Here is a 26,061-nt window from a genome sequence, read left to right as displayed (position 1 = left end):
ATTAATAAATATTCTTTGACCGGCAAATAACTAAATATTAACTTTTGCGTTTTTGTTGTCTAGCTTTTCGTTGTTGTTGCAGCAAATTTTGACGTTCTGGACGACGACCTTTATCATCTTTCGTTGTTGGAGAAGATTCCGGTTTAGTTTTGCCCAGACGTTCCCCTAAAGCCCGAATTGTCGGATATTGGAACATTTCTAACATCGACAATTCCGCATTTAAAACTGCTTTTAACTTTTGATTCACTTGAATCAAAAGGAGAGAATGTCCCCCCACTTCAAAGAAATTATCATCGCGCCCCACCGAATTTAATTTGAGAATTTCCTGCCAAACTTCTGCAATTTTTTGTTCGATTTCAGTTTGAGGATTTTCTGACGTTTTACGGATAGCATGGTTGGCATTGGGTTCGGGAAGACTGCGAGTATCAATTTTCCCATTAACAGTCAGTGGGAAAGCATCCAACAGCAAAAATGCAGAAGGAATCATATACTCTGGCAGTTGAGCTTGCAGGAAATTCCGCAAGTCGGCGAGTAGTTCATTTTGACTGTATTGAGGAACAATATAAGCAACTAATTGCTTATTTCCGTCGCTGTCAGTTCTAGCGATCGCCACAGCTTCTTTCACAATGGAATGCTGCTCTAAAATGGCTTTAATTTCTTCCAGTTCAATGGGAAAACCGCGAATTTTCACTTGATTGTCAATTCTAGTGATAAACTCAATGCTTCCATCAGTGAGGTAACGAACCAAATCCCCGGTTTTGTAAAGGCGACTTGGGATTTTGCTGAATGGATTAGGGATAAATTTTTGCTCTGTTAATTCTGGACGATTTAAGTAACCTCTGGCTAAACCGTAACCCCCAATATACAATTCTCCGGGAACTCCGATGGGGACAGGTTGCAGGTGACTGTCTAAAACATAAAGGGTTGTATTGGATAGGGGACGACCTATCGGAATGTTTGTCGCTCCTTCTGGAACTTCTTCTATTAAATACCAAGTGGCGAATGTGGTGCTTTCTGTTGGCCCGTAAACGTGCAACAATCTTGCAGGAGGTTTATTTTTGAGGACTGCTTGTACCCACGATGGGTTGACAGCTTCTCCTCCAAACAATATCGTTTTCAACGATGCAAATATATCGGCACGGAAGCTAACTAATTGGTTGAACAGTGCAGTCGTGATAAATAATATGGTTATTTTATCTTTCTTTAACTGCTGATAAAGCTGCTCTGGGGAAAGCATTACTTCCTTGGTTATTCCTACCATTTTAGCTCCATTAAGTAACGCTCCCCAAATCTCGAAAGTTGCTGCATCAAAGTTGGCGTTTGAAGCTTGTGCGATACAATCATCTGGAGTGATTTGCACATAATTGGTTTCCCTGACTAAGCGCACAATCGCCTGGTGAGGAACAGCAACGCCTTTGGGGTTTCCGGTTGAACCAGATGTGTAGATTACATAAGCTAAGTTGGTAGGTATTACTTCAGTTTTTGGATTGTCACTGCTATAGTTGCTAATCAATTGCCAATCTTGATCGAAACAGACTTCTTTGGTTCCCTGTGCAGGCAAGTTAGCTGTTAATTTAGATTGAGTCAGCAACACAGAAACCCCTGCATCTTCTAACATATAGGCTAGACGTTCTTGGGGATAGCTTGGATCGAGTGGTAGGTATGCACCACCAGCTTTAAGAATAGCCAACATCCCGATCGCCATTTCTAGGGAACGTTGCACACAAATTCCAACTAATTGATCTGGTTTTACCCCTAAACTTTGCAGATGGTGGGCGAGTTGATTAGCTTTTTGATTTAACTCGCGATAGGTGAGTGTTTGTTCTGCATACACCACCGCCACCGCATCAGGAGTTTGTTCTACTTGGGTTTCAAACCACTGATGCACGCATAATTTATTGTCGAAAATCCTATCAGTCTGATTCCATTCTTCGAGCAGTTGATGTTTTTGCGCGGCGGTGAGTAAAGGATATTTGCAAATAGATTGTTGAGAATCAGCCACAATCGCGTTGAGCAGGGTTTGAAAATGTTCTGTTAATCCCTCAACGATATCTGCATCCAAAATATTTGTATTGTATTCCCAGTATCCTTGCAATTCGGCGTTGGTTTCTTGCACCGAGAATGTCAAATCAAAAGTAGCTCCGGCGGTGGGTTTATCTAATTCCCAAGGTTCGGTGGTTAAACCGGGTAAATGTAACACTTCTTTTGTCACATTTTGCCAGAGAAAAAGAATTTGGAACAAGGGAGTGTAACCGGGATGACGTTGTGGTTGAAGATTTTCGACTAGCAAATCAAACGGTAATTGCCCGTGAGCATAACCTTCTAAAGCGGTTTGATGAACTTTGAGTAAAAGTTCCTGAAATGTTTGTTCGGGTGTTAGTTGACAGCGCAAAGGCAAAAGATTGACAAAAAAGCCAATCAATGATTCTGTTTCTAAAAAATTCCGATTGCTTAACCCGGTTCCAACAACCAAATCCTGCCGATCGGTATATCGATAGAGTAACGTATAAAAGGCGGTCAGTATCGTCACAAATAAGGTTGTTCCTTTTTGCAGACTTAACTGTTTTAACTTTTGAGTTAAATCTTCACCCAGGTGAAACGGAATTTTTTGGCTGACAAAAGGCTGGTTAATTGTGCCTGCGCGAGTGCAGGGTAATTCTAAAATCTCCGGTGCATCAGCGAGTTGTTGTCGCCAATAGTCCAGTAGGTTGTTTAATACCTCTCCCTGTAAATATTGACGCTGCCAATGAGCATAATCGGCATATTGAATTGATAAAGAAGGTAAACTAGCGGGAATCTTGTTTAAATGGGCATCATATAGCGTTGAAAGTTCCCGTAAAAAGACTTGAACTGACCAGTCATCCCCGATAATGTGGTGCAGAGAAAACATTAATAGGTGGCTATCTGGCTCTATTGTTAACACAACGGCTCGGAATAGCGGTGACTGAGTTAAATCAAAGGTTTTTCGCCATTCTTGGGTAAGTTGTTTTTCTGCTTCTGCTAGGCGCGTTGCTTTGGGAAATGATTGTAAATCAATCACTGGCAAGCTGAAACAAATCTCATCTACAATGTGTTCTACGGGAGAACCATTAACTGTCTTGAAGCTAGTGCGTAAGCTTTCCTGGCGGTTAATAATTGTTTGAATTGCTTGCTCTAATACTTTGATATTTAGTTGTCCCTGCAACTTAAAGGCGCGAGTAATGTTATAGATTGAATTTGCGCCTTCGAGTTGGTCAATAAACCAGAGTCGCTGTTGGTCGAAGGATAAGGGTAAATTCTCTGTCCTGGCGATTTTGTGAATATTTTCAGTGACACTGAAACCCTGGGATTCTTGACTTTCGATATACTTAGCCAGTTTCTCTACTGTAGCTAAGGTAAAAAAGTCTTTGACATAGAGGTTGATGCCAAAAACTTTGTTGATTCTGACAATCGCTTGTAAGGCTAATAAGGAATGTCCGCCTAACTCAAAAAAGTTATCGTTAACTCCAATCTGGTTAATCTTTAAAACTTCTGCATAAATCTCTGCAATTTTCTTCTCTGTGCAGGTACGCGGTGCCAGATAATCCTTGAATACTTGAGAATTAACTTCTGTTGGGGCGGGTAAGGAACGACGATCGATTTTACCTGTCGCAGTTAATGGTAACTCTGACAAGCTCACAAAAGCTGTCGGTAACATATACGCGGGTAATTGTTCCTTGAGTACCTCTCGCAACTGTTGGGTATCCAGAGTTAAATTCGACTCGGAAGGGACAATGTAAGCGACTAAAATTGGTTCACCTAGAGAGTCGCCCTGAGTGGTGACAACGGCTTCTTTTATTCCAGGCAAACGGCATAAAGCCATCTCAATTTCGCTCAGTTCAACCCGATATCCTCTAATTTTGACCTGAAAATCTTTTCTCCCCAAATGCAGGAGACAACCATCGGGTAAGAAGCGACCTAAATCCCCTGTTTTATAGCATCTTTGTTGGCGGTTTTGGCTGTCAACACTGAAAACAGCCGCAGTTAATTCGGGTTGTTGCCAATAACCTACAGCAAGATAACGACTTCTGACAACAATTTCCCCAACTTCTCCCACACCAACTTCACGCCCTTCTTCATCAAGCAGTAAAATTTCATGGTCTTCTACGGCATATCCTGCGGGTACGTTACTTGTCGCTATCTGCGTATCGCGATCGACTTTGAATTGACGAATGGGGCTAACTTCCGTACCGCCTAAATTGACTATCAGTTGACAGCGATCGCTAAAATATTTCTGATACAGTTGGACATCCCGTTCGTAAACTGTCTCGCTTCCCAAGAAGATTAAGCGTAAATTGGGGAATTGTTCATCTCCCCTTAATGTCATGGCGAAGTGACGAAACATCGTCGCTACAGCAAAAAATACTGTAATTTCCGCATCTCTTAGCCAAGCAGCTAAATGATTCAGTCCGAGTTGTTGAACATCAAAGAAATGCAGACTTGCTCCATTTAAAAGCGCGCAATAGATATCTCTCACAGCGCCTGCAAAACTCGGAGAATATAACAACGCCAAGCGGTCTTGCTTGGTAATTTTACCGCTATTGGTGTAGCTTTTGGTTAAATGCAAGACATAGTTATGAGCTTGCATCACACCTTTGGGTTTTCCTGTGGAACCGGAGGTATATATAATGTATGCAAGGCTATCCGGCGATAGAGATAGGTTCAGTTCTTCTGATGATAGATTGCTATCCAATTCGTCTAAATTGAGGATGGATACACCATCAAAAACAAGCTGATTTGCTAAGTTTAAATATTGCTTGTTAGTAATAATTAACCGACTTTGAGAATCAGCTAAAATATAACCAATTCTAGATTGAGGTTGGGCTGGATCTAGAGGAACATAAAACTTACCCGTTTTTAACACTCCTAGCATCGCTGCAATTAAGGGCGCATCGCTGGCTAAGAGTAAGGCAATCGGTTCTGGTTCGGGTTTAGATTGGGCTAGAATTCCCCTCGCAATCCGGTTTGATAATTGATTAAGTTGATGGTAAGTCAGTTGATATCGATCGGTTTTGATAGCTAGGCGATCGCCTTGAGACTTTACCTGTTGTAAAAAACGTTCTGGGATTGATTGTTCTACTTCTTTTGGGAAGGTAATAAACTTCTTCGTGGATTGATTGTTGGGTTCAGTTTGAACTTGTTGATATCCAGATGTCATGATTATTTCCTTTTAAGCTAAATCAACAAAGCTAAGCTGCTACGCACCTAATTTGAGAGTCAAATTTTCCCTTCTTCTTGTGGGGTGGGCATCTTGCCCGCCTCTTTATTGGATTTAAATGCGTACCAGCTTAACACTTTTTTGGTGAAAGCCGATCAAAATGCACCCTTCGATGAATTATCCACAAAATACTAGCAGTTTACCAAACAAAGTTGGCGTGGTTTGTAGTCAGCGATTTATCGCCATGCTTAGGACTATTGTCCCTACTACAAACCTGTTCACGTCGTTTGTAGTCAGCGATTTATCGCCATCTTTTGACTGCAGCTACACAGTTGAACGCATTTGCTGGTGCTTGCTAAAGCTAGCTGCACAGGATCGATGATTTCTACTGAGGATAGAAACTGCTGCACTGAATCAGATGCGGTTAGTTTTAACCAGTCTAATAGATAAGGTACTTCGCTACATCCGGCAATGATACAGTCAATTTTCGAATCAGTTTTCAAGAACTTTCGGAAAAGTTTTTCCCCTGCTTGGCAGGCGAAATCTCGCTCAAAAGCTTTGACACCTTGATATATACCATCCATGAGGATTGATTGCAAGGTATCGTTCAGTTCTGTGTAAGCAATGCCTGCTCTTTCTAGTGGGTGAGAGTAAACACGCCCCTGTTTTGTGCCATTGGTACAGAGAATTAGAGGCTGTCCCAGATTTTGCCATTGCAGATAGTCTACAACAGATTCGACCAAAGAGAACCATTGCAACCTGATAAAAACTTGCGGGTGATGGTACTTTAATTGCTGTCTTACTTTGGGTAGAAAGTAATGAGCCGTATTGCACAGAACCATGATGTGTATGGTTTTCTCACTAGAGCGAACATACTCCATCGCTTTTACCACTGCTGCTGCGAACATGGTAACAAACTGCTGTTCTGAAGAATTTGCACTTTGGCAAGTTTCATGCTCAATTACCGAGGTTCTGTTGTGCAGCGAACAAGCTTGAAAGAGGACGATTTCCCTAGTATTTTGAAACCTCTTACAGGCTTGTTCAAATCCTCCTAAACCAGCCAAATGTCCCATTCCACCTAGTAAAATTAAAGGCGGCGCTTGAGTTCTTCGTGGTCTGATGGCGATGACTTCTGTGGGATAAATTTGGTCGATCACCAATTCTCCCCGCTGTTTTTGCGCTTGGGCGATCGCATTTAAACGTTGTGGGAAACTCCCGATTGCTGCAATGGCTTCTTGTGCAGTGGCGAAACAATATTCGCGCTCTGCCTTAAGAGACACACAAGAGATTTTTGGACTCATTGATTTCCTGCTGCATTGCCACGGTTAGCTCTTCCATCACTAACCCTAAACGAGTCAGATATGATTTAAACAAAGCCTTTGCTTGCTCATAATCGAGTTGACTGTTTCCCAGCTGAAATCACCAGACTTTAGACATAGATTGTCCCCGCGTCACCGTCTCCCCACGTCACCCCGTCCTCTTCCCAGCTGGAATCACCAGACTTTAGACATAGATTGTCCCCGCGTCACCGTCTCCCCGAGTCACCGCGTCCTCTTCAAGCGCTATACTGCAACGTGACCGATTTCGTCGGGGGTGAGATGGGAATGCAACACCTCACCATCGCGAAACCAGACAATTCGTTTGGTTTGACGCGCTACATCGGGTTCGTGGGTGACCATTACAACTGTGATACCGCTAGCGTTGAGTTCGGTAAAAATATCCATCACTTCTTGGGTAGTTTTAGAGTCTAACGCACCCGTTGGTTCGTCTGCTAAAAGTACCACAGGACGGTTGACAATGGCGCGGGCGATCGCAACTCTTTGTTGTTGTCCTCCAGAAAGTTGATTTGGTTTATTATTGAGTCTGTTTGCCAATCCTACCTTGGTGAGAGCTTCGACTGCGCGATCGCGTCGTTCTTGACTCGGAACCCCCGCATACACCATCGGTAACATCACGTTTTCCACCGCCGATAACTGCTGCAACAGGTGGAATTGTTGGAAGACAAACCCCAATTTTTTATTGCGAATTTTGGCTAATTCCGCATCTCCTAAAGAAGACACATCTACCCGATCTAAATAATAGTGTCCAGACGACGGACGGTCGAGACAACCGATAATATTCATCGCGGTAGATTTACCCGATCCAGACGCACCCATGATCGAGCAATATTCGCCTTCTTCTATAATCAAATTAATATCCCGTAGCGCCTGCACCTGAGTTTCGCCGCTACCGTAGATTTTATAGATATTTTCGAGGCGGATTATAACGTGTTTGGGAACCGCTGTCAGCGTCGAATGTTGAGTTTTAATTTCGCTATCTGAAAATTGATTTATCATAGTGTTTTGTTTCCCGGGCGGGTTTTACCAACCATTTATACGATAGCAGACTGTTTATCTAAACCCGCCCCGCCAGTTGTCATATTGCTAATTAATGAACCGCTCCAGGCGCAGAGGAAGCAGAGAAAGAGAAGAGAGATTTGTAATTCCGATGCCAAGGGATTTGATATCAGTTGTGTAGGGGCGGGTTTTACCAACCATGTCGTATAGAATAAAAGACTGTTTATATAAACCCGCCCCCGCTATATTTTTAAGCGCTTCTTAATGCCACAATCGGATCGAGTTTTGCAGCGCGCCTCGCAGGAACGACGCCGAAGAATAAACCAATTCCGCCAGAAACGCCAGTCGCAACCAGAATTGCTGCGGGTGAAATTCCTGCTTTTAAGGGAGAGACGACACTCACCAAGGTGACGCCGCCAACGCCGATTAAAGTACCGATTGCACCACCGACGGCGGAAAGAATAATTGCTTCGATCATAAATTGAATCAAGATATCTTGTTCGGTGGCACCGATCGCTTTACGCAGTCCAATTTCGTGGGTGCGTTCGGTAACGGAAACGAGCATAATATTCATGACGCCGATGCCGCCTACTAATAGGGAAATGCCTGCGATCGCTGCCAACATCAAGGTCAACCCATTAGTAATCGTACCCACAATTGTCAGCACGTCGCGCTGAGTTCTAATGGTAAAGTCATCTTGGTTAGTAATTTTGTGCCGCAGTCGCAACAAATTGCCAATTTGAAACTGTGCCGCACCGATGCTATTGGTATCTTTAGCCGAAACCGCAATAAAATCTACCAAAAGTCCATAGGGAGAAGTTCTACCCCGCAGGCGGTTCGCCATTGTCGTGAGGGGAATATACACGGCATCGTCTTGGTTGCTTCCCAAAAACGAACCTTTGGGTTGCATCACTCCAATCACTGTAAAGCTGGTATTTCTAATTCGGATGCGTTCCCCAATTGGATCGCTATTACCAAACATTTTATTAACCACATCCGAACCTAGAAGGACTACTTGGTTATTGCTTTTGATATCTTCGTTGCTAATAAATCTTCCTTTGGCAACATCAAAGCTGCGTACTGTCAGGAATTCTGGCGTGACGCCAAATATTTGGGTACTGGTATTTTTGTTGCGATAAGTTACTGTTTGTTGGCTTTGAATTTGCGGTGCGACTTCTCTAACTGAGGGTACTTGGCGCGCGATCGCTTGTGCATCTTCTAGTACCAATGTTCTCGGTAAGTCTCGATTTCGTTGGGCATTTTGATTACCTGGAAGGATAAACAAAACGTTAGGACCAAGGGATTCAAATTGCTCGGATGCCAACCGCTGCGCCCCTTGTCCAATTCCCACCATTGCAATCACCGAAGCGTTGCCGATGATAATTCCTAACATTGTCAGACTACTACGCAGCTTATTTGCTGTTAGGGTAGTCGTCGCCATTTTTACGCTTTCTAAAATGTCCATTGCTAATTGCTAATTGCTAATTGCTAATTGCTAATTGCTAATTGCTAATTGCTAATTGCTAATTGCTAATTGCTAATTGCTATTTTCTATTAGCCATTAGCCATTAGCCATTAGCTAATCTAGCTCTGGTTTTGGTCTTCTATCTTTCGGCATGTCGATGAATACGCGCTCGCCCCGATTAACTCCCTGTAAAATCTGGGTTTGGTCGCCGATTGTTGGCCCAATCGTTACGGGACGAAACTCGGGTTTGTTATCCTTGTCCGGTACCATCACGCCTTGCTTGCCTTTTTGAGTCACAATTGATACCGTAGGTACGACGAGGGCATTGGGTAATTCTTGACCCAAGAACGTTAAATCGATATTCATTCCCGATCTGAGCGCTTCTTGCCCAGTATCAAGTGATGCTCGTACTTGGAAAGCAGTAACGTTTTGCTCGAGTACTGCTTCGGGGGCAATTAAGCGGACGCTACCTTTAAAGGTTTGGTCGGGATAGGCATCGGCGATAATTTCAACTGGTTGGTTGAGTTTAATTTGTCCGATATTGACTTCTGGGACTCTGGCGAGGACTTCTAAACCCCTGGCGATCGCCACAATAGAAGTAGAAGTTGCAGAAGCGGAACTAGAACCTGAAGTAGTCGGCGTCACGAAAGCACCGACGTTGGCGTATTTCTGCGTCACGATGCCAGCGAAAGGTGCGCGGATAATCGTATCGTCGATTTGCACTTGAATTGCTTGCAAGCGTCCCCTTGCTTCTGCTACCGTTGCTTCGGCTTGGGCAATATCTTCTCTGCGACTACCGTTTTGCAGCTGATCTAATGCTTGCTGCGCTTCTTTTACCGCCGCTTGTCGCTGGGCAATTATTTCCTTTCGAGTGCCGGAAAGCAACAAATCTACAGCTTGTTGCGCTTCTCTTACCGCTGCTTCTCGTTGGGCAATTTCCTCGCGCCTTGTGCCGGAAAGCAACAAATTTACAGCTTGTTGCGCTTCTCTTACCGCTGCTTCTCGTTGGGCAATTTCCTCGCGTCTGGTGCCGGAAAGCAACAAATTTACAGCTTGTTGCGCTTCTCTTACCGCCGCTTCCCGGCGGGCAATTTCCTCGCGTCTGGTGCCGGAAAGCACCAAATTTAAAGCTTGCTGCGCTTCTCTTACCGCTGCTTCTCGTTGAGCAATTTCCCCTGGCGAGGTGCCATTCTGGACTTGTGCCAGACGGCGATTGGCTTCTTCCAAATTAGCTTGTGCGGTGCGGTATTCTGAGATTACCTCTTGCAAGCGATCGCGGGAAATCGCTCCTTGCTGTGCCAAAGATTGATTGGCACTCAAACGCTCGCTTGCTAAGTCTACTCGTGCTTGGGCTGCTTGTATTTGAGATTGAGCTTGGGCAATCTGTTCGGGATTAGCAGTTCTCGCCGCCGTTAACTGGGCTTGAGCTTGGGCTAGACGCGCTCTAGCTTGGGCTATTTCTTCCGGACGACTCCCCGCTTCTGCTTCGGCTAGCTGCGCTTGGGCTTGGGCTAAACGACTGCGCGCTTGGGCTATTTCTTCTGGACGACTCCCCGCTTGTGCTGCGGCTAGCTGCGCTTGTGCTGCGGCTAGACGCGCTCTCCCTTGGGCTATTTCTTCTGGACGACTCCCCGCACGCGCTTGGGCTAGCTGCGCTTGGGCTGCGGCTAAACGACTGCGCGCTTGGGCTATTTCTTCCGGACGACTCCCCGCTTGCGCGTCGGCTAACTGAGCTTGTGCTGCGGCTAGACGCGCTCTAGCTTGGGCAATTTCTTCTGGACGACTCCCGGAAAGCACTTTAGCCAACTGGGCTTGGGCTTGCTCTAAGCTGGCTTTGGCTTGGAGTAACTGCGCTTGCAGTTGGGAATTATCCATCCGGGCAATGATTTGTCCCGCCTGCACCTTATCCCCTTGCTCTACCAGCAACTCTCGCAAAATCCCAGAAGTTTTAGGACTGATGTTGACGCTTTGAATTGGCACGATTGTACCGCTGGCAGTAATCCTGACGGTGAGGTTTTTCGATTCCACCGGCACGGTTAAAGCCGTCACATCGGTCTTGGGCGCTGCTCGATTCAGCGCCACATAAGTGCCACCAGAAGCAGCCAACAGACCTGCGGCGACTAACCCGACGACCCAAGGTGTCCGCTGGTCAACTTTTTTACCAATTAAAGGGAGTTGCATGGGCTTGGTTTTCCGAGCAGGGAGTAAGGAACATTTTCGCCGAGTTGCCCTAAGCGTCCGTTTTCCAGCCTTATGTTTATATAATCCAGACTTCTTCGAGCCAATCGGGATGAAAACCGTGACGTTTTTTGCTTCATCTTTCTTAATCTTAACGATTTGATAACGGTTTCCGGTTCCATTCTCATAGTACGGTTAGGGGTGGGAATCCGGCTTCGCCCGATCGGCTAAACCTGCGGCTCTTGGGCAGGTGGGTAGGTGAGCAGAGGGGCAGGTGGGTCCAGGAGCAGGTGGACAGAGGAGATGGGAAGAAGAGGAAGACAAAGAAGACAAGGAAGATCCCCCCCTCTCTTGAAGTGGAAGTAATTTCTTCCCCATCTTCATCAGGACTGACGCAAAGAAACCGGGTTTCTCTACCTTGAAACAAAGGTGATGGCCTCTTCGTGGGTAAGTCCTGTTCATCACTTCCATCACCTCCATCACCTTCCCAATCTCCCAATTTCCCCTGCACACCTGCACAAACAAGATCTACCTCGCCCTGGTGAATCAACTATGATTTAAGCTGGAAAACACCCTCTTGTCTTAATGGCTATATGCCCAATCGCAATTCTTGGCTTTCTGTTATCCTGCTGTTTGGTCTGTTAAATATGACCAAGCCTGCATCCGCGCAGGCATTAATACCCCACACGCTGCAACTCAACTCGGCTCAGCTAGAGCAACAGGGTTTGAGTTTGGCACAGGAAGCAGCACAGTTGGCACAATTTCAACAATACGAACTGGCCCTGCCGCGGGCAAGGCTAGCAACGCAGCTGGCACCGAAGAACTTTCAAGCTTGGTTTTTGTTGGGAGGCTTGTATTTACAATCCGATGAGATAGATAAAGGAATTGCCGCGTTGCAGCAGGCGAAGAGTTTGAATGCCAATGAATCGACGATTTTGTTTGCATTGGGATCGGCTTACTTTCAAAAGCAGCTATACGAACAAGCGATCGCAGAAATCCAAGCTGGGTTAAAAATTAAACCCAATGTACCGGAAGCGTTATTTGATATGGGCAACGCCTATTATAAGTTAAGGAAGTTTCCCGAAGCGATCGCATCTTATGAAAAAGCGATCGCGGCGGAAGCAAAATTTTGGCCTGCACTGACCAATATCGGCTTGATTAAATACGAACAAGGCGATATAGACGGGGCGATAGCTATGTGGCGCAAGTCGGTGGAAATTGACAAGGAAGCCGCAGAACCCCAACTGGCGCTCGCCGTGGCATTGTATGCTAAAGGCGATCGCGAACAAGGCATCGCCTTGGGAGAAGCCGCGCTGCGCTCCGACGATCGTTACGCCAATGTAGACTTTTTAAAGGAAAATCTTTGGGGCGATCGCTTGATTCAAGATGCCCAAAAACTCCTCGCTACCCCCAGAATTCAAGCGACAATTGCTCAAGCGCAAGAGCAGCGAGCGCAACAACAGCAACGCCCTCCCCGGTAAGTTGAGCATAGGGGCAGGTGGGCAGGTATGCACGTGGGATTGTACAAGGGATTTAAGCAGCATTGCGATCGTTTCTAGGGAAAAAACAAGTTAAATTGACTTCACCTGCACACCTGCACACCCGCTCCTCTTGCTGCTGACAATTTTGCTGTTCTATCTGAAACTCTGCACCTTCTCCAGGGCAGAAAAACCGATTATCTTTAATACTAATTCTGACCCAATTCTCCTCAAATACTCAGGATTTACCCGCGACGATCTTATCACCAAAGTTTCTGCGTCGCTCTCTAGTTCTCTGGCGACGATTTTTCAGAGAAACTTTGGTGTTTGCGTAATTCCTGATACTTCAGTCTCTATCGTAATCCTACTGGGAAATTACCAATTACCAATTACCAATTACCGCTGTCACAACTATTAACTAGCAACTTTAATTAGTAAGATTGCGGCTAAAAACCACCGCAAAAATGTTAAAATAAGCTAAAAATAATGGCTGGAAAAGCACCTGCCGTGCTACACGAGAGAAAGTATCAAATATACGGTCAGTGCAGCGTGGCAGAAATAACTCCCTTGTCTATAGGAGGCTTGCAGCGTTGCTAGCCAAGGCAAAAGCGATCTGCACTCTTGCACGGCAGCAGCAAAAATGGTAATTTATCCGATGCCAAAAACCCAGTAGCAAAATTTGGCTACCGACCCTGGCAGAAAGGGTTTTTCTCCAGAACGCCCTCGGTATTTGCCCCAAACAGCTAAATATAGTACATAAGTACTTAATAACAAGGGCAAGCTGGCTTGGGGCAACAAGCGAGCCTTCTTGCCACTATCTTCTGGTTAAGGGGGTTGGGGGGATCCGTGGGGCACAAGCTACTTAATCTTTGGGCAGCAGTGCCATAATCTGATCCACAAACATTTGATGATCGACCACGGGTTTAGAGATGTATCCATCCGCACCGCTTTGCTTGAGAAAGTTTTCGCGATCGCCCTCCATCGCGTGAGCTGTGACCAGGATAATAGGAAGGTTGGCAGTCTGGGGGTCAGCTTTGAGCATCTGGGTGATCTTAATGCCATCAACTGCCTGACCTTGGTATACACTGCGAGCCAGGGAAACATCCATCAAAATCAAGTCAGCTTTCCCGGACTGGGCAATTTGTATCACCTCTTCCACGTCCTCGGTTCCCTGAACCGATAGACCTCCCCGCTTGGTGAGAATCTTGGAGAAAACGCGATAATTTATCGGATCGTCTTCGACAATCAGAACAGTCTTCATGGCTTTTCCTTTTTACTTAATTTAGAGTAAGACACCCTTGCTTCTGCCGTTTGATACTACTGTGAAAAGAGTCATTTGTCCTTGATCGCTGGTCAGTAGATGCGCCTAAAGAGCAGTCAGTTGTTCAAAGGCGACCGCTCTCCATGACCGATGACCCACGACTCATGACCAATTTTGTTATTTTTTTGTATTCATAAGGAATTAGACTCATGGCTAAACAACTAAACCTTCTCTCGGGACAAGTCATCACTACTGCCCTGCACACCGAGATGCAACGGTCATATCTTGAATATGCCATGAGTGTCATCGTTGGGAGAGCATTACCCGATGTTCGCGATGGGTTGAAACCCGTCCATCGTCGCATTTTATATGCGATGCACGAGTTGGGATTAACACCAGATCGTCCCTACCGCAAGTGCGCCCGCGTGGTGGGGGACGTGCTGGGGAAATATCACCCCCACGGCGATCAGGCGGTTTATGACGCCCTGGTACGGATGGTACAAGACTTTTCCTGTCGCTACCCCCTCCTGGGGGGACATGGTAATTTTGGTTCGGTGGATGATGACCCTCCGGCGGCAATGCGGTATACGGAAACCCGCCTTGCTCCCATCAGTCACGAGGCGATGCTGTCGCAGATTGGCGAGGCTACAGTTGATTTTATCAGCAACTTCGATAATTCCCAGCAAGAGCCAAGCGTATTGCCTGCCCAACTGCCGTTTTTGTTACTCAACGGATGTGCGGGAATTGCGGTGGGAATGGCAACTAACGTACCGCCGCACAATTTAGGGGAACTGGTGGATGGTTTAATTGCCTTGATCGATAACCCAGAATTGCCGTTTGAGAAGCTGCTAGAACTGATTCCAGGACCAGATTTCCCCACCGGGGGCGAAATTGTGGGAATTGAAGGCATCCGGGAAGCTTACTCGACGGGTAAAGGCAGCATTACGGTGCGGGGTGCGATCAAAATTGAGGAAATTCAGGGAAGTCGGGGACGGCATCGCAGACAAGCTATTGTAGTGACTGAGTTGCCTTTCCAGGTGAATAAAGCTGGCTGGATCGAAAAGGTAGCAGAATTAGTTAATCAGGGGCGAGTTGAAGGCATTGCCGATTTGCGGGATGAGAGCGATCGCGACGGGATGCGCGTCGTTATCGAACTCAAACGCGAGGTCAATCCCCAAGATGTCCTAGAACAGCTTTACAAGCAAACTGCACTTTCTAGCAACTTTGGCACTATTATGTTGGCGTTGGTAGACGGACAGCCGCGTCAGTTAAGCTTGCAGCAGGTATTACAAGAATTTCTCAGTTTCCGCGAGCAAACCCTGACTCGTCAATATACCCACGAGTTAGAACAAGCAGAGAGACGCCGCCATCTGGTAGAAGGTTTGCTCACATCGCTTTCTCAGTTAGACGCGGTGATTGATATTCTCAGAAATGCGCCCGATGGCAGTAGCGCTAAATTAACGCTGCAAAGTAGATTTAATTTTAGCGATCGCCAGTGCGATGCGATTTTATCGATGCCGTTGCGACGATTGACGGGGTTAGAAAGACAGCAGTTGCAGACAGAGTTTGACGAATTATCTGCCAAAATTGACGAGTTGCAGCGGTTGTTGGGCGATCGTCACGAACTCCTCAAAGCTTTAAAGAAAGACTTGCGCGCCCTCAAACGCAAATACGGCGATGCGCGTCGGACTCGCATTCATAAAGCTGCAAAAGTAGAGGAGCAAGCGAGCAAGGGAGTAGAGGAGAATAAGAGCAGGGGAGCGAAAAATGCCACCCCCCAATTACCAATTACCAATGACCCATTACCAGAAGAAGAAGTCGTTTTAGAATTTACTCAAAAAGGGTATGTGCGACGACTGTCGAAGAATGGAAAATCTACTGCCCTAAAAACGGGGGATGATTTTGCAGTTAAAACTCAGGTGTCTAATACGGGTGCAGAATTAGTAATAATAACCGACAGCGGTAAAGCTTATTCGGTTAAAGTAAAGGACATTCCCCAAACTTCTGGACAAAGTCGGGGGACTCCGTTACCCTTGTTACTTCCCAATGGGGCGCAAGCGGCTAACGAAACAATTGCGACTTACTTTTTGTTGCCGGAAAAACTAGACAATGCCGATTTAATAATTCTGACTTCTCAGGGGCGGATTAAGCGACTACCCGCAACAGAAATTGCCAGTTTGAGCGCGCGGGGCATCACTTTAATCAAGCTAAAAGATAACGATAAAGTCAGCTATGCTAGCCTGACTAACCAGCGTCAAGAAGTTATTTTGGCAACCTCTGGCGGGCGCGTGTTGCGGTTTCAAATTAACGAGCAACAATTGCCGATAATGGGTAGAACCGCCCAGGGGATACAGGCAGTAAGGTTGCGATCGCAAGAAAAATTAGTCGGCGGTTTAACCCTTTCTCCGAATGAAAATATCTTGCTAGTCTCTTCATTAGGGTATGCCAAACGGATGCCAGTTAGCGCCCTACGACTGGTTAATATCGGCGAAATAGGGACTCAGATGATGCAATTTATCGGCAGAATCGATAATTTAGTTGGCATGGTAGGGGCAAAAGAATCAGCGGAGGTAACTTTAGTCACCGAACGGCGAGTCGTGCGCGTCGGAGTGAAGTCGGTACAGTTTTATGGGAAAGATGGGATGGGCGATCGGATTGTCCAACTCAATGCCGATGAGAAAATTATCAATGTGGTAATGGGTAATGGGTAATTGGTAAGGGGTAATGGGTAATTGCTTTTACCATTACCTATTACTTAGTGCAATTCTCACTTTTTTGCGTTAGCTCAAATCCCATCGTTCGGGGCGACCTTTACAGCGGCAGGACTTAGGCAAACACCAAAGTTTCTCTGAAAAATCCTTGGGAAAGGAAACTAGAAATCTAGGTCGAAACAAAGGTGATGGTCTTGTCGCGCGTAATATCATGTCCGGTCGTTACCCTAAATTAGGAGTAGGGAACATCCAACAGCTGCGTGAAAAAACTTTTAACCAATTGATGTTCCCTACAAGAAAACGCACAAGAGAAGGTTTTTATTACGGGTGATTCAACGGACATGATATAATTCCTGAGCAGATTGCTTTTCGAGTCAGGTACAGCCTTTTGGCTTGGTGTGCAAGCACCCTTAATGCTGCGCGCTTGACAAACTCAGGTGTACCTCATACGGTTGCAATCTTGGCAAAAAAACCCGGGTTCTCTGAAAAATCGTCTACTCAGAAACCGGGTTGATGACTTCAAGAGTAGACTACCAATGAATCCAATTACCAATTACCAGTTACCAATTACCAAAACCAGTTTTATAGTTGCTCAAGGTAAACGGATTAGTCAGCAACTTGATCGAGAAGCGCTGGCGTACGCAAACTAATAAAAAACTTACAATAACGTATTGATTGCCGCAATTCCCGATAAAATAAAAGGCTGTGCCATCTGTGCAAAGGTTCCATGTCTCCTACTTCCCCTTTCTCCCCCAACGAAATTGCCACTCTTGGTATTAAACCCGAAGAGTACGAAGAAATTGTTAAGCGACTCGGGCGTCATCCCAACAAAGCTGAGTTGGGAATGTTCGGCGTCATGTGGTCGGAACACTGTTGTTACAAGAACTCTCGACCTTTATTAAAGCAGTTTCCCACCGAGGGCGATCGCATCCTAGTCGGCCCCGGAGAAAACGCCGGAGTGGTAGACTTAGACAATGGCCTCCGCCTCGCCTTTAAAATAGAATCCCACAATCACCCCTCCGCCGTCGAACCCTTCCAAGGTGCAGCCACCGGAGTCGGCGGTATCTTACGAGATATCTTTACAATGGGTGCGCGTCCCATTGCTGTTTTAAATTCCCTCCGCTTCGGTTCTTTAGATGATGCCAAAACTCGCAGATTATTTACTGGCGTAGTTGAGGGAATTTCCCATTATGGTAATTGCTTGATTGGCAGCGAGACAATTATCTGGCGCGATGACCGTGGTGTCCATTTCGATACCATCGGCAACTTTGTAGAGTCGCGTTTGCAACCAGGGAAAACCACCGTTGAGCTAACACCCTCTACTTCAGTTGAAACCCTTTCCCTAGACGCCGATACGCTGCAAAGTTGTTGGCAACCCGTGCGGCGGATATTTAAGCGACGTGCTGAAAAACTGGTAACGATTCGTACAGCTTTGGGTCGCAGGATTACGGTAACGCCAGAGCATCCAACATTAATACTCGAAAACGGCAAATGGTGCATCCGCGAAGCACACTTGTTAAAAGTCGGCGACCAAATTCCCATATTAATTAATATGCCATTTCCAGAAGGAGAAAATGGCAAAGAAAATGTATCGCCAATCAATTTGCTCGGTACTTTGGACGAACAGGACGGTGATAAAGATGTTTATGTAGACTTACCACCCAATTGGCAACCTACAGATATCATCCGCAAAGCTTTGCGCGAAATCAAACCTTCTGCAAGCAGTCGCTACTTGAAATATCCTATAGAACCAATACTGAATATTTCCCCCTCGGATATTCGTCTGGGACAAGGTAAAGCCAATTACGCAAATGCAGTTATCCAACCTGATGAAACCTTTGCACGTTTACTCGGCTACTATCTCTCAAAAGGATGTGTTTCTCCAAACGGGAATACCTATAAAATCATTTTTACATTCGCACTAGACGAAAGCGAATACGTCGATGATGTTGTGCAGGGATTAAAGAATTTAGGACTAAACCCCTGTATCGAAAAACGCGATTCCACAATTGCCGTTCAGGCAACTTCATGGCTGTTAGGACACGCTTTGAAAAACCTTTGGAAATGCGGTATTTGTGCGAGTGATAAGGCTTTTCCCGCTTGTGTTTTCCAATGGCCTCGCTATTTGCAATATGAAGCATTGAAAGGTTTAATCCGAGGCGATACCAAAATCGCCTTGGCGACAACCAGCCGCAAACTATTTGAGCAAACTGTAATGCTGATTCAAATCCAGGGGTCCATCCCGTATATCTATTATCGTCGTGCTGCTAAAGGAGAAATTCAAGGTCGCAAGCATCAGCGCTTACCAATGTGGCAATTGGAAGTTACTTCTGGATTGGCAGAATTAATCAATGTATTTGGTGCAGAAAGCAACGCCGAATTAGGTGAGGATATTACTCGCTATCAGGACTCTAGCACGCGAAGCCAAAAACCCGGTTTATGCGGCAATATCGCGACTGGAAACCCAGGATTTTTGCGAAAAACCGGGTTGTTTTGCATCTTACGCAAGCGGGGCGAAAAACCCGGTTTATGCGGCAATATCGCGACTGGAAACCCAGGATTTGTGGGAGAAACAGGGTTGTTTTGCGTCAGTCCTGGCGAGAACGGGACAAAATATTCTGTGCCGAGTTTATCAGTATCGAATGAGTTGGCATTTGTCAAGATTAAGAGCAGAGAAATTAACAATGTAGATGAATGCGATGTGTATGATATCGAGGTAGACAATACCCATCTTTTCGCTACAAGTTCTGGCATCGTTACCCATAATTGCGTCGGCGTCCCCACAGTAGGCGGGGAAGTTTATTTCAATCCTGCCTATTCTGACAATCCGTTAGTGAATGTAATGGCACTCGGATTAATGGAAACAAAAGAAATAGTTAAAGCAGGTGCATCCGGAATCGGAAATCCCGTTTTATACGTTGGTTCTACGACGGGACGAGACGGCATGGGAGGCGCAAGTTTTGCCAGTGCAGAACTCAGCGATGCTTCCATGGATGACCGTCCAGCAGTGCAAGTCGGCGACCCATTTTTAGAGAAGTCTTTAATTGAAGCTTGTCTGGAAGCGTTCAAAACAGGTGCAGTCGTCGCCGCACAAGATATGGGTGCAGCAGGTATTACCTGTTCTACTTCTGAAATGGCAGCAAAAGGCGGCGTGGGCATTGAATTCGATTTAGATAAAGTTCCCCATCGCGAAACAGGCATGGTTCCCTACGAATACTTATTATCAGAATCCCAGGAACGGATGCTCTTTGTGGCCCACAAAGGTCGCGAACAAGAATTAATTGATATCTTCCATCGCTGGGGACTCCATGCCGTTGTCGCAGGAACTGTGATCGAAGAACCGATTGTGCGGATTTTATTTCAAGGGGAAGTCGCCGCAGAAGTTCCAGCAACTGCTTTGGCAGATAATACCCCAATTTACCATCGCGAGTTATTAGCCGAACCGCCAGAATATGCGCGCAAAGCTTGGGAATGGACTCCAGATTCTTTACCCCCTTCCACAACAAATGGAATTGAAATCCAAGGCAAGTTGCAATCTTGGACGGATATTTTACTGACCCTGTTGGATACTCCGACAATTGCATCCAAACGTTGGGTTTATCGCCAATACGACCATCAAGTGCAAAACAATACTGTCATGTTACCAGGCGGTGCAGATGCAGCTGTAATTCGCTTGCGTCCCTTGGAAGATCATCCTCTTGTGGGGCAAGCGTCTCGCCTGCCCAAGGACATGGGCGGGCAAGATGCCCACCCCACAAGAGATTTGGCAGTCCCAGTCGGCGGGCAAGATGCCCACCCCACAAGAGATTTGGCAGTCCCAGTCGGCGGCCAAGATGCCCACCCCACAAGAGATTTGGCAGTCCCAGTCGGCGGCCAAGATGCCCACCCCACAAGAGATGTTGAAGATAACAATCCAAAATCAGGTGTCGCTGCTACTGTTGATTGCAATTCCCGTTACGTCTATCTCGACCCTTATGAAGGTGCAAAAGCAGTTGTTGCTGAAGCTGCGCGCAATATTAGCTGTGTTGGTGCAGAACCTTTAGCAGTGACAGATAATCTTAATTTTGGCAGTCCAGAAAAACCGATTGGATATTGGCAACTCGCCTCTGCTTGTCGCGGTATTGCCGATGCTTGTCGCGAATTTAAAACACCCGTCACGGGTGGGAATGTTTCTCTGTACAATGAAACCCTCGATCGGCAAGGTAACCCTCAACCTATTTATCCGACCCCCGTTGTCGGTATGGTAGGCTTAATTCCAGATCTGGCGCGCATTTGCGGTCAAAGTTGGCACAAAGCAGGCGATTTGATTTATCTGTTAGGCAAGCAGGATGGCGTCACCTTGGGTGCTTCTGAATATTTGGCAACGATTCACGATACCGTTGCCGGAAAACCCCCAATCGTCGATTTTGATTTAGAACGACGCGTGCAAGCAGTTACTCGCGAGGGCATTCGTAATGGTTGGATAAATTCGGCACACGACTGTGCAGAGGGAGGTCTGGCAGTTGCTTTGGCAGAAGCTTGTCTCGGCAATCGTCTGGGTGCAGAGGTGAATTTACATGTAAAGCAGGATACGTCTGTGCGTTGGGAAGGCTTCCTCTTCGGTGAAGGCGGTGCCAGAATTATCGTCTCTGTATCGCCTGAGTCCGCCTGTCCCTGGGAATCTTATTTACAGGAAAATCTCCCCTCAGCTTGGGAAAAAATCGGTCAAGTTGGAAATACCGACAGCAATTTACGAATATTTACCGACGATCGCATTCCCCTAATCGACGCTAGCATGTCAGATATGAGCGATCGCTATTACAACGCCATCGAACGGCGCTTAAAGATTTAGTACCCTCTGCCAAGTTGACCGACTCGCTTCGCTACCATAATTTGGTGCTACTCCCGGAGTATTTGTGCTTAATGGTGGTATCGTTAAGACATTATTAAGATAGGTCAACTTTTCTAACTTTTTCCGTCCTCAAGCAATTCCCCTGACTCAAGATCTTAATTAGGAGCGAAGCCGTAGCAATGATCCCCAATCATCCCTTCTCTGCTGACGAACATTCTGCCAATGCTAGCGAGGCGCCACCCGATAAACCAGAAGAAGCGTGCGGCGTTTTTGGTATCTACGCACCAGAAGAAGATGTCGCCAAATTAACTTACTTTGGTTTGTACGCCTTGCAGCACCGGGGACAGGAATCGGCAGGAATTGCCACCTTTGACGGCAAGCAGGTACACCTGCACAAAGAGATGGGGTTGGTTTCCCAAGTGTTTAACGAATCCATATTGCAACATCTCGTGGGTCAGTTGGCGGTGGGTCATACCCGCTACTCGACTACAGGTTCTAGCCGCGTTGTCAACGCCCAACCCGCTGTCGTCGCAACTCGCTTAGGTTCGCTTGCTTTAGCACATAATGGCAATATTGTCAATACAGCAGAGTTGCGCGAAGAATTGCTGCGGCGGGACTGTAACCTAATAACTACGACAGATTCGGAAATGATTGCCCATGCGATCGCCCTGGAAATCAACGAAGGCAAAGATTGGTTAGAAGGGGCGATTCGTGCGTTTCACAAATGTCTTGGTGCATTTAGTTTAGCGATCGCCACCCCAGAGGGTATAATGGGCGCCCGCGACCCCAACGGCATCCGTCCCCTAGTAATTGGCACCTTTGGCAGCAATCCAGTCCGCTACGTCCTCGCTTCCGAAACCTGCGGTTTAGACATTATCGGTGCAGAATACCTGCGGGATGTGGAACCCGGAGAATTAGTCTGGATTACCGAAGAAGGTTTAGCATCGTTCCACTGGACGCAAAAACCTCAGCGCAAGCTGTGTATCTTTGAAATGATTTACTTTGCCCGTCCAGATAGCATCATGGAAGGTGAAAGTTTATACACCTATCGCCTGCGGTTGGGTCGTCGGTTAGGGGAAGAAGCACCCGTAGAAGCCGATATAGTAATAGGAGTTCCAGACTCTGGCATACCTGCTGCGATCGGATTTTCCCAGGAATCTGGCATCCCATACGCAGAAGGATTGATTAAAAATCGCTACGTCGGTCGTACCTTCATTCAGCCAACGCAAAAAATGCGCGAAGCGGGGATTCGCATGAAACTCAATCCCCTCAAAGATGTTTTAGCAGGCAAGCGCGTCGTGATTGTAGATGACTCGATTGTGCGGGGAACCACCAGTCGCAAACTGGTCAAGGCGTTGCGGGATGCAGGTGCAACTGAAGTTCACATGCGAATTTCCTCGCCGCCAGTGACGCACCCCTGCTTCTACGGCATCGACACCGATAGTCAAGACCAGTTAATTGCTGCTACGAAATCGGTGGAAGAAATAGCCAAACAAATTGACGTTGATAGCTTAGCTTATCTCAGTTGGGAAGGAATGCTCAAAGCTACTGGGGAAGATCCCAACAGCTTCTGTTCTGCCTGCTTTACTGGCGATTATCCCATCCCAGTTCCAGAGATGGTGAAACGGTCTAAGTTGATGTTGGAAAAAGTGGCAGTTAGCTAATTGGATTTAACTTGAGTTTGATGGGATCGATCGCATTTTGTGTGCGATCGCTTATTTATATCTAATACCATTAGATCCCCCCAAACCCCCCTTATCAAGGGGGGCTTGGGGGGGGATCGCCAATCTCCGGAAAATAAATCTCTGTGATTGAATCTGCAATCAATGCGGGTTGAGAATTGCTTTATGGTTTGGCCTAACAATCATTCATTACAGAACGACGATTATATCATTCAACAAAAATTAGGGCAAGGTCGCTACTGTATCACCTACCTTGCTAAAGATAAAAATGGTAAAGATGTGGTTATCAAAACTCTAAATGATGACGAACTGAACTTACAAATCCAAACAAATCAACTTACCCCAGAAGAACGAATTCAGTTAGAAGGCAAGTTTCTAGAAGAAGCAGAAAAAATCCGACTTTTACACAAACATCCCCATATTGTCAAAGTCATCGATACTTTTAGGGAAGGGCAGCAAGGGTGTATCGTCATGGAATATATTCCAGGGGATACGCTGAATCGGTTAGTCAAAAGAGTTTTGCCAGAACCAGAAGCATTGCGCTACATTCAGCAAATTGGAGAAGCTTTGATCGAGGTGCATCAATTAAATTGGGTGCATCGAGATGTGAAGCCAGAAAATATTATGATTCGGGCGGGAAAGTATGAAGCCGTGTTGATTGATTTTGACTTAGTACGGGGATTTAATTATCCTTTATCCCGTCACGTTATTGCGGCAGGATTTACCCCGCTGGAATTGTATGGCGATAAAAGAGAGAAGGGCGCTTATACCGATGTTTATGCCTTGGCGGCGACATTGTATGCAGTTTTAACCGGGGAAGTGCCGCCGGATGCTCAAGATTTGAAAGATGGCAAAGTGCAATTAATTCCGCCTAAACAGTTGAATCCTCAAATTTCCGATCGCGTGAATCATGCCATTCTTGAAGGGATGCAATTAGAAGGAAAAAATCGTCCCCAGACAATGCAAGAATGGTTAAGTTTATTGGGATTGAAACAACAAATTGCTATTCCTTTTCCTCAGTCGGATGCGATGACTGTTTGGGCAGCAGTAGGATCATTAGCGGGAGTGTTAGCGGCTATTGTAGCTTTGGTTGCTTATTTAAAACCTCCTGGATCACCTTCTCCCACTGCAACACCTGTGGAGATACCAACTCCATCTAGGAATAAATAAAAACCTAACCCCCCAGCCCCCTTCGCAGCGAGGGAAGGGGGGGCCGGAAAGTTCTTCGCAGCGAGGGAAGGGGGGGCCGGAAAGTTCTTCGCAGCGAGGGAAAGGGGGGGCCGGAAAGTTCTTCGCAGCGAGGGAAAGGGGGGTCTGGAAAGCCCCTCCCCGCTTCGGGGAGGGGTTTGGGGAGGGGTCAAACATTGCAGTTGATAAAATATAAATCTACCGATCCCAAACTGTAGGGGCACGGCATCATCAATCATCAACCTCAAATCGAAAGATATATATTGCCGTGCCCCGACCCGCATCTGTGATATCACACTGTAGGGGCACGGCATCATCAATCATCAATCTCAAACTGAGATATCTATATTGCCGTACCCCGACGCGCATCTTTGGTTATGCATCCCCAACTTCAATCATCAAGATTCCCGCAGCCCGGATTTTAACCTGGCTGCTGTGTAAAAATTAACTCAGTTATCCAAAAAACCTTTATGTTTCGGGATGGGCAGGAGTTACAGGGCGGGAGATACCGAATTGAAAGAATTTTGGGACGCGGGGGATTTGGAATTACTTACAAAGCACTCCACACCGAGTTTAACACCCATGTTGTAATCAAAACGCCCGATCCAACGCTACAATCCGACCCGGAATATACCAGTTATGTAAGAAAGTTTCGCCGAGAAGGACGGTTACTCGCTCAATTGTGTCAGCGCTGTCGCCATCCTCATATTGTCTGGGTGAATGACCTGTTTGATGAAAAAGGAACTCCTTGTTTGGTAATGGAATTTATTCCAGGGGAGAACTTGTTTCATCTAGTTCGCAATCGAGGCAGGTTACCGGAAGCGGAAGCGGTACAGTATATTCGGCAAGTTGCTTCGGCGTTGGAAGTCGTACATCGCGAGGGCATCGTGCATCGGGATGTTCACCCTGGAAATATTATGCTGCGCCATACAACAGGGGGAAATTCTGTTTCGGCGGTGCTGATTGACTTTGGGTTGGCGGGAGAAATTGTTCCTATCTCCATTAGTTCAAAGCTGTTTGGCAATGAGATATTTGCACCCTATGAGTTACTTCGCAGAAAACCAGGCTATAGCGCCCCAAGGGTGGATATCTACACCCTGGCTGCTTCGCTGTACTATGCGGTAACGGGTGAATATCCAACCAAAGCTTATGATCGCAGGGATGGTGAGGAATTAATTCCACCTCAAAGTCACGTAGCCAGTCTCAGCGATGAATTGAACTGGGCTATTATTGCCGGATTGGAATTTGAACCCAATCAGCGTCCGGCTTCTGTGTCGGATTGGTTGGCTTTGTTCCCCAGTCAGGAGGATAGCGAACAAGTTCTACCCCGATATCGGCAATTGCGGGATTTGCTTCAAGCTGGGAAGTGGAAAGAGGCGGATCAAGAAACGGCAAAGGTGATGCTTCAGGTGGCTGGGAGAACAAAAGAAGGCTGGCTTGATTCCGATTCCATCAAAAACTTTCCCTGTGAAGACCTCCGCGCCATTGACCAACTCTGGGTAAAATACAGCAATGGGCGCTTCGGCTTTAGCGTGCAGAAGCGCATCTGGCAAGAAGTGGGCGGAAAAGTGGATGATGAAACAGAATGCCGCCTGGGCGATCGCGTAGGATGGCTTGAGCCGCTCCTCGCTCTAAAGAGACGAGGAATCAGGCCAGGAATTAGAGTTAGCTTTTCGCTCATTAATAGCTATCTGGCTAACCGTTTCTGGCTTCATGCAGAACTGCTCTAAGGGTGAATGACTCAGCCTACTTTCG

At 46.4% G+C, this 26,061-nt stretch carries 13 protein-coding genes; 7 read left to right on the top strand and 6 right to left on the bottom strand.

Annotated elements, in window-relative coordinates:
- Positions 1-37: 37 nt before the first annotated feature.
- From ACE1CM_RS16755 to ACE1CM_RS16735, 5 genes are all read right to left on the bottom strand, one after another.
- Complete coding sequence (locus tag ACE1CM_RS16755) at positions 38-5,176, bottom strand: amino acid adenylation domain-containing protein (RefSeq protein WP_374878647.1); 5,139 nt, start codon at positions 5,174-5,176, stop codon at positions 38-40.
- Between the two features lie 293 nt (positions 5,177-5,469).
- Positions 5,470-6,477 (bottom strand): aspartate/glutamate racemase family protein, encoded by a 1,008-nt coding sequence (locus ACE1CM_RS16750; protein ID WP_374878646.1) that lies wholly within the window; start codon positions 6,475-6,477, stop codon positions 5,470-5,472.
- A 261-nt stretch (positions 6,478-6,738) separates the two neighbouring features.
- A complete protein-coding gene (locus ACE1CM_RS16745) occupies positions 6,739-7,512 on the bottom strand; it encodes an ABC transporter ATP-binding protein (RefSeq protein ID WP_374878645.1) in 774 nt (257 codons plus the stop codon).
- 250 nt (positions 7,513-7,762) lie between these two features.
- Entirely contained in the window at positions 7,763-8,977 is a 1,215-nt protein-coding gene (locus tag ACE1CM_RS16740; RefSeq protein ID WP_374878644.1) for an ABC transporter permease, read from the bottom strand.
- Positions 8,978-9,091: 114 nt separating this feature from the next.
- The gene (locus ACE1CM_RS16735; RefSeq protein ID WP_374878643.1) at positions 9,092-11,158 is read right to left on the bottom strand and encodes an efflux RND transporter periplasmic adaptor subunit; all 2,067 of its coding nucleotides are present in this window, start codon (positions 11,156-11,158) and stop codon (positions 9,092-9,094) included.
- Between the two features lie 590 nt (positions 11,159-11,748).
- Here ACE1CM_RS16735 and ACE1CM_RS16730 point away from each other — a divergent pair.
- Together ACE1CM_RS16730 and ACE1CM_RS16725 are read left to right on the top strand one after the other, a co-directional pair.
- Entirely contained in the window at positions 11,749-12,636 is an 888-nt protein-coding gene (locus tag ACE1CM_RS16730; protein ID WP_374878642.1) for a tetratricopeptide repeat protein, read from the top strand.
- Positions 12,637-12,766: 130 nt separating this feature from the next.
- Positions 12,767-13,051 (top strand): hypothetical protein, encoded by a 285-nt coding sequence (locus ACE1CM_RS16725; protein ID WP_374878641.1) that lies wholly within the window; start codon positions 12,767-12,769, stop codon positions 13,049-13,051.
- A gap of 444 nt (positions 13,052-13,495) precedes the next feature.
- Here ACE1CM_RS16725 and ACE1CM_RS16720 read toward each other — a convergent pair whose 3' ends face one another.
- Positions 13,496-13,894 (bottom strand): response regulator, encoded by a 399-nt coding sequence (locus ACE1CM_RS16720; RefSeq protein WP_374878640.1) that lies wholly within the window; start codon positions 13,892-13,894, stop codon positions 13,496-13,498.
- 209 nt (positions 13,895-14,103) lie between these two features.
- Here ACE1CM_RS16720 and gyrA point away from each other — a divergent pair, with 209 nt between their 5' ends.
- The 5 genes from gyrA to ACE1CM_RS16695 all read left to right on the top strand — a co-directional run bounded on the left by gyrA (position 14,104) and on the right by ACE1CM_RS16695 (position 26,036).
- Positions 14,104-16,605, top strand: coding sequence for a DNA gyrase subunit A (gyrA, locus tag ACE1CM_RS16715; protein ID WP_374878639.1), 2,502 nt, complete (start codon positions 14,104-14,106; stop codon positions 16,603-16,605).
- A gap of 727 nt (positions 16,606-17,332) precedes the next feature.
- Positions 17,333-21,436, top strand: a complete 4,104-nt coding sequence (locus tag ACE1CM_RS16710) for an AIR synthase-related protein (protein ID WP_374878638.1) — start codon at positions 17,333-17,335, stop codon at positions 21,434-21,436.
- Positions 21,437-21,615: 179 nt separating this feature from the next.
- A complete protein-coding gene (purF, locus tag ACE1CM_RS16705; protein WP_374878637.1) occupies positions 21,616-23,100 on the top strand; it encodes an amidophosphoribosyltransferase in 1,485 nt (494 codons plus the stop codon).
- Between the two features lie 183 nt (positions 23,101-23,283).
- Positions 23,284-24,288: a serine/threonine protein kinase gene (locus ACE1CM_RS16700; RefSeq protein WP_374878636.1), complete on the top strand. Its 1,005-nt coding sequence runs from the start codon at positions 23,284-23,286 to the stop codon at positions 24,286-24,288.
- 488 nt (positions 24,289-24,776) lie between these two features.
- Complete coding sequence (locus ACE1CM_RS16695; protein ID WP_374878635.1) at positions 24,777-26,036, top strand: GUN4 domain-containing protein; 1,260 nt, start codon at positions 24,777-24,779, stop codon at positions 26,034-26,036.
- Positions 26,037-26,061: the final 25 nt, after the last annotated feature.

It is taken from the genome of Microseira sp. BLCC-F43, from assembly GCF_041929235.1.
GTDB lineage: Bacteria > Cyanobacteriota > Cyanobacteriia > Cyanobacteriales > Aerosakkonemataceae > Microseira.
This window is presented reverse-complemented; position numbering and strand designations above follow the sequence as displayed.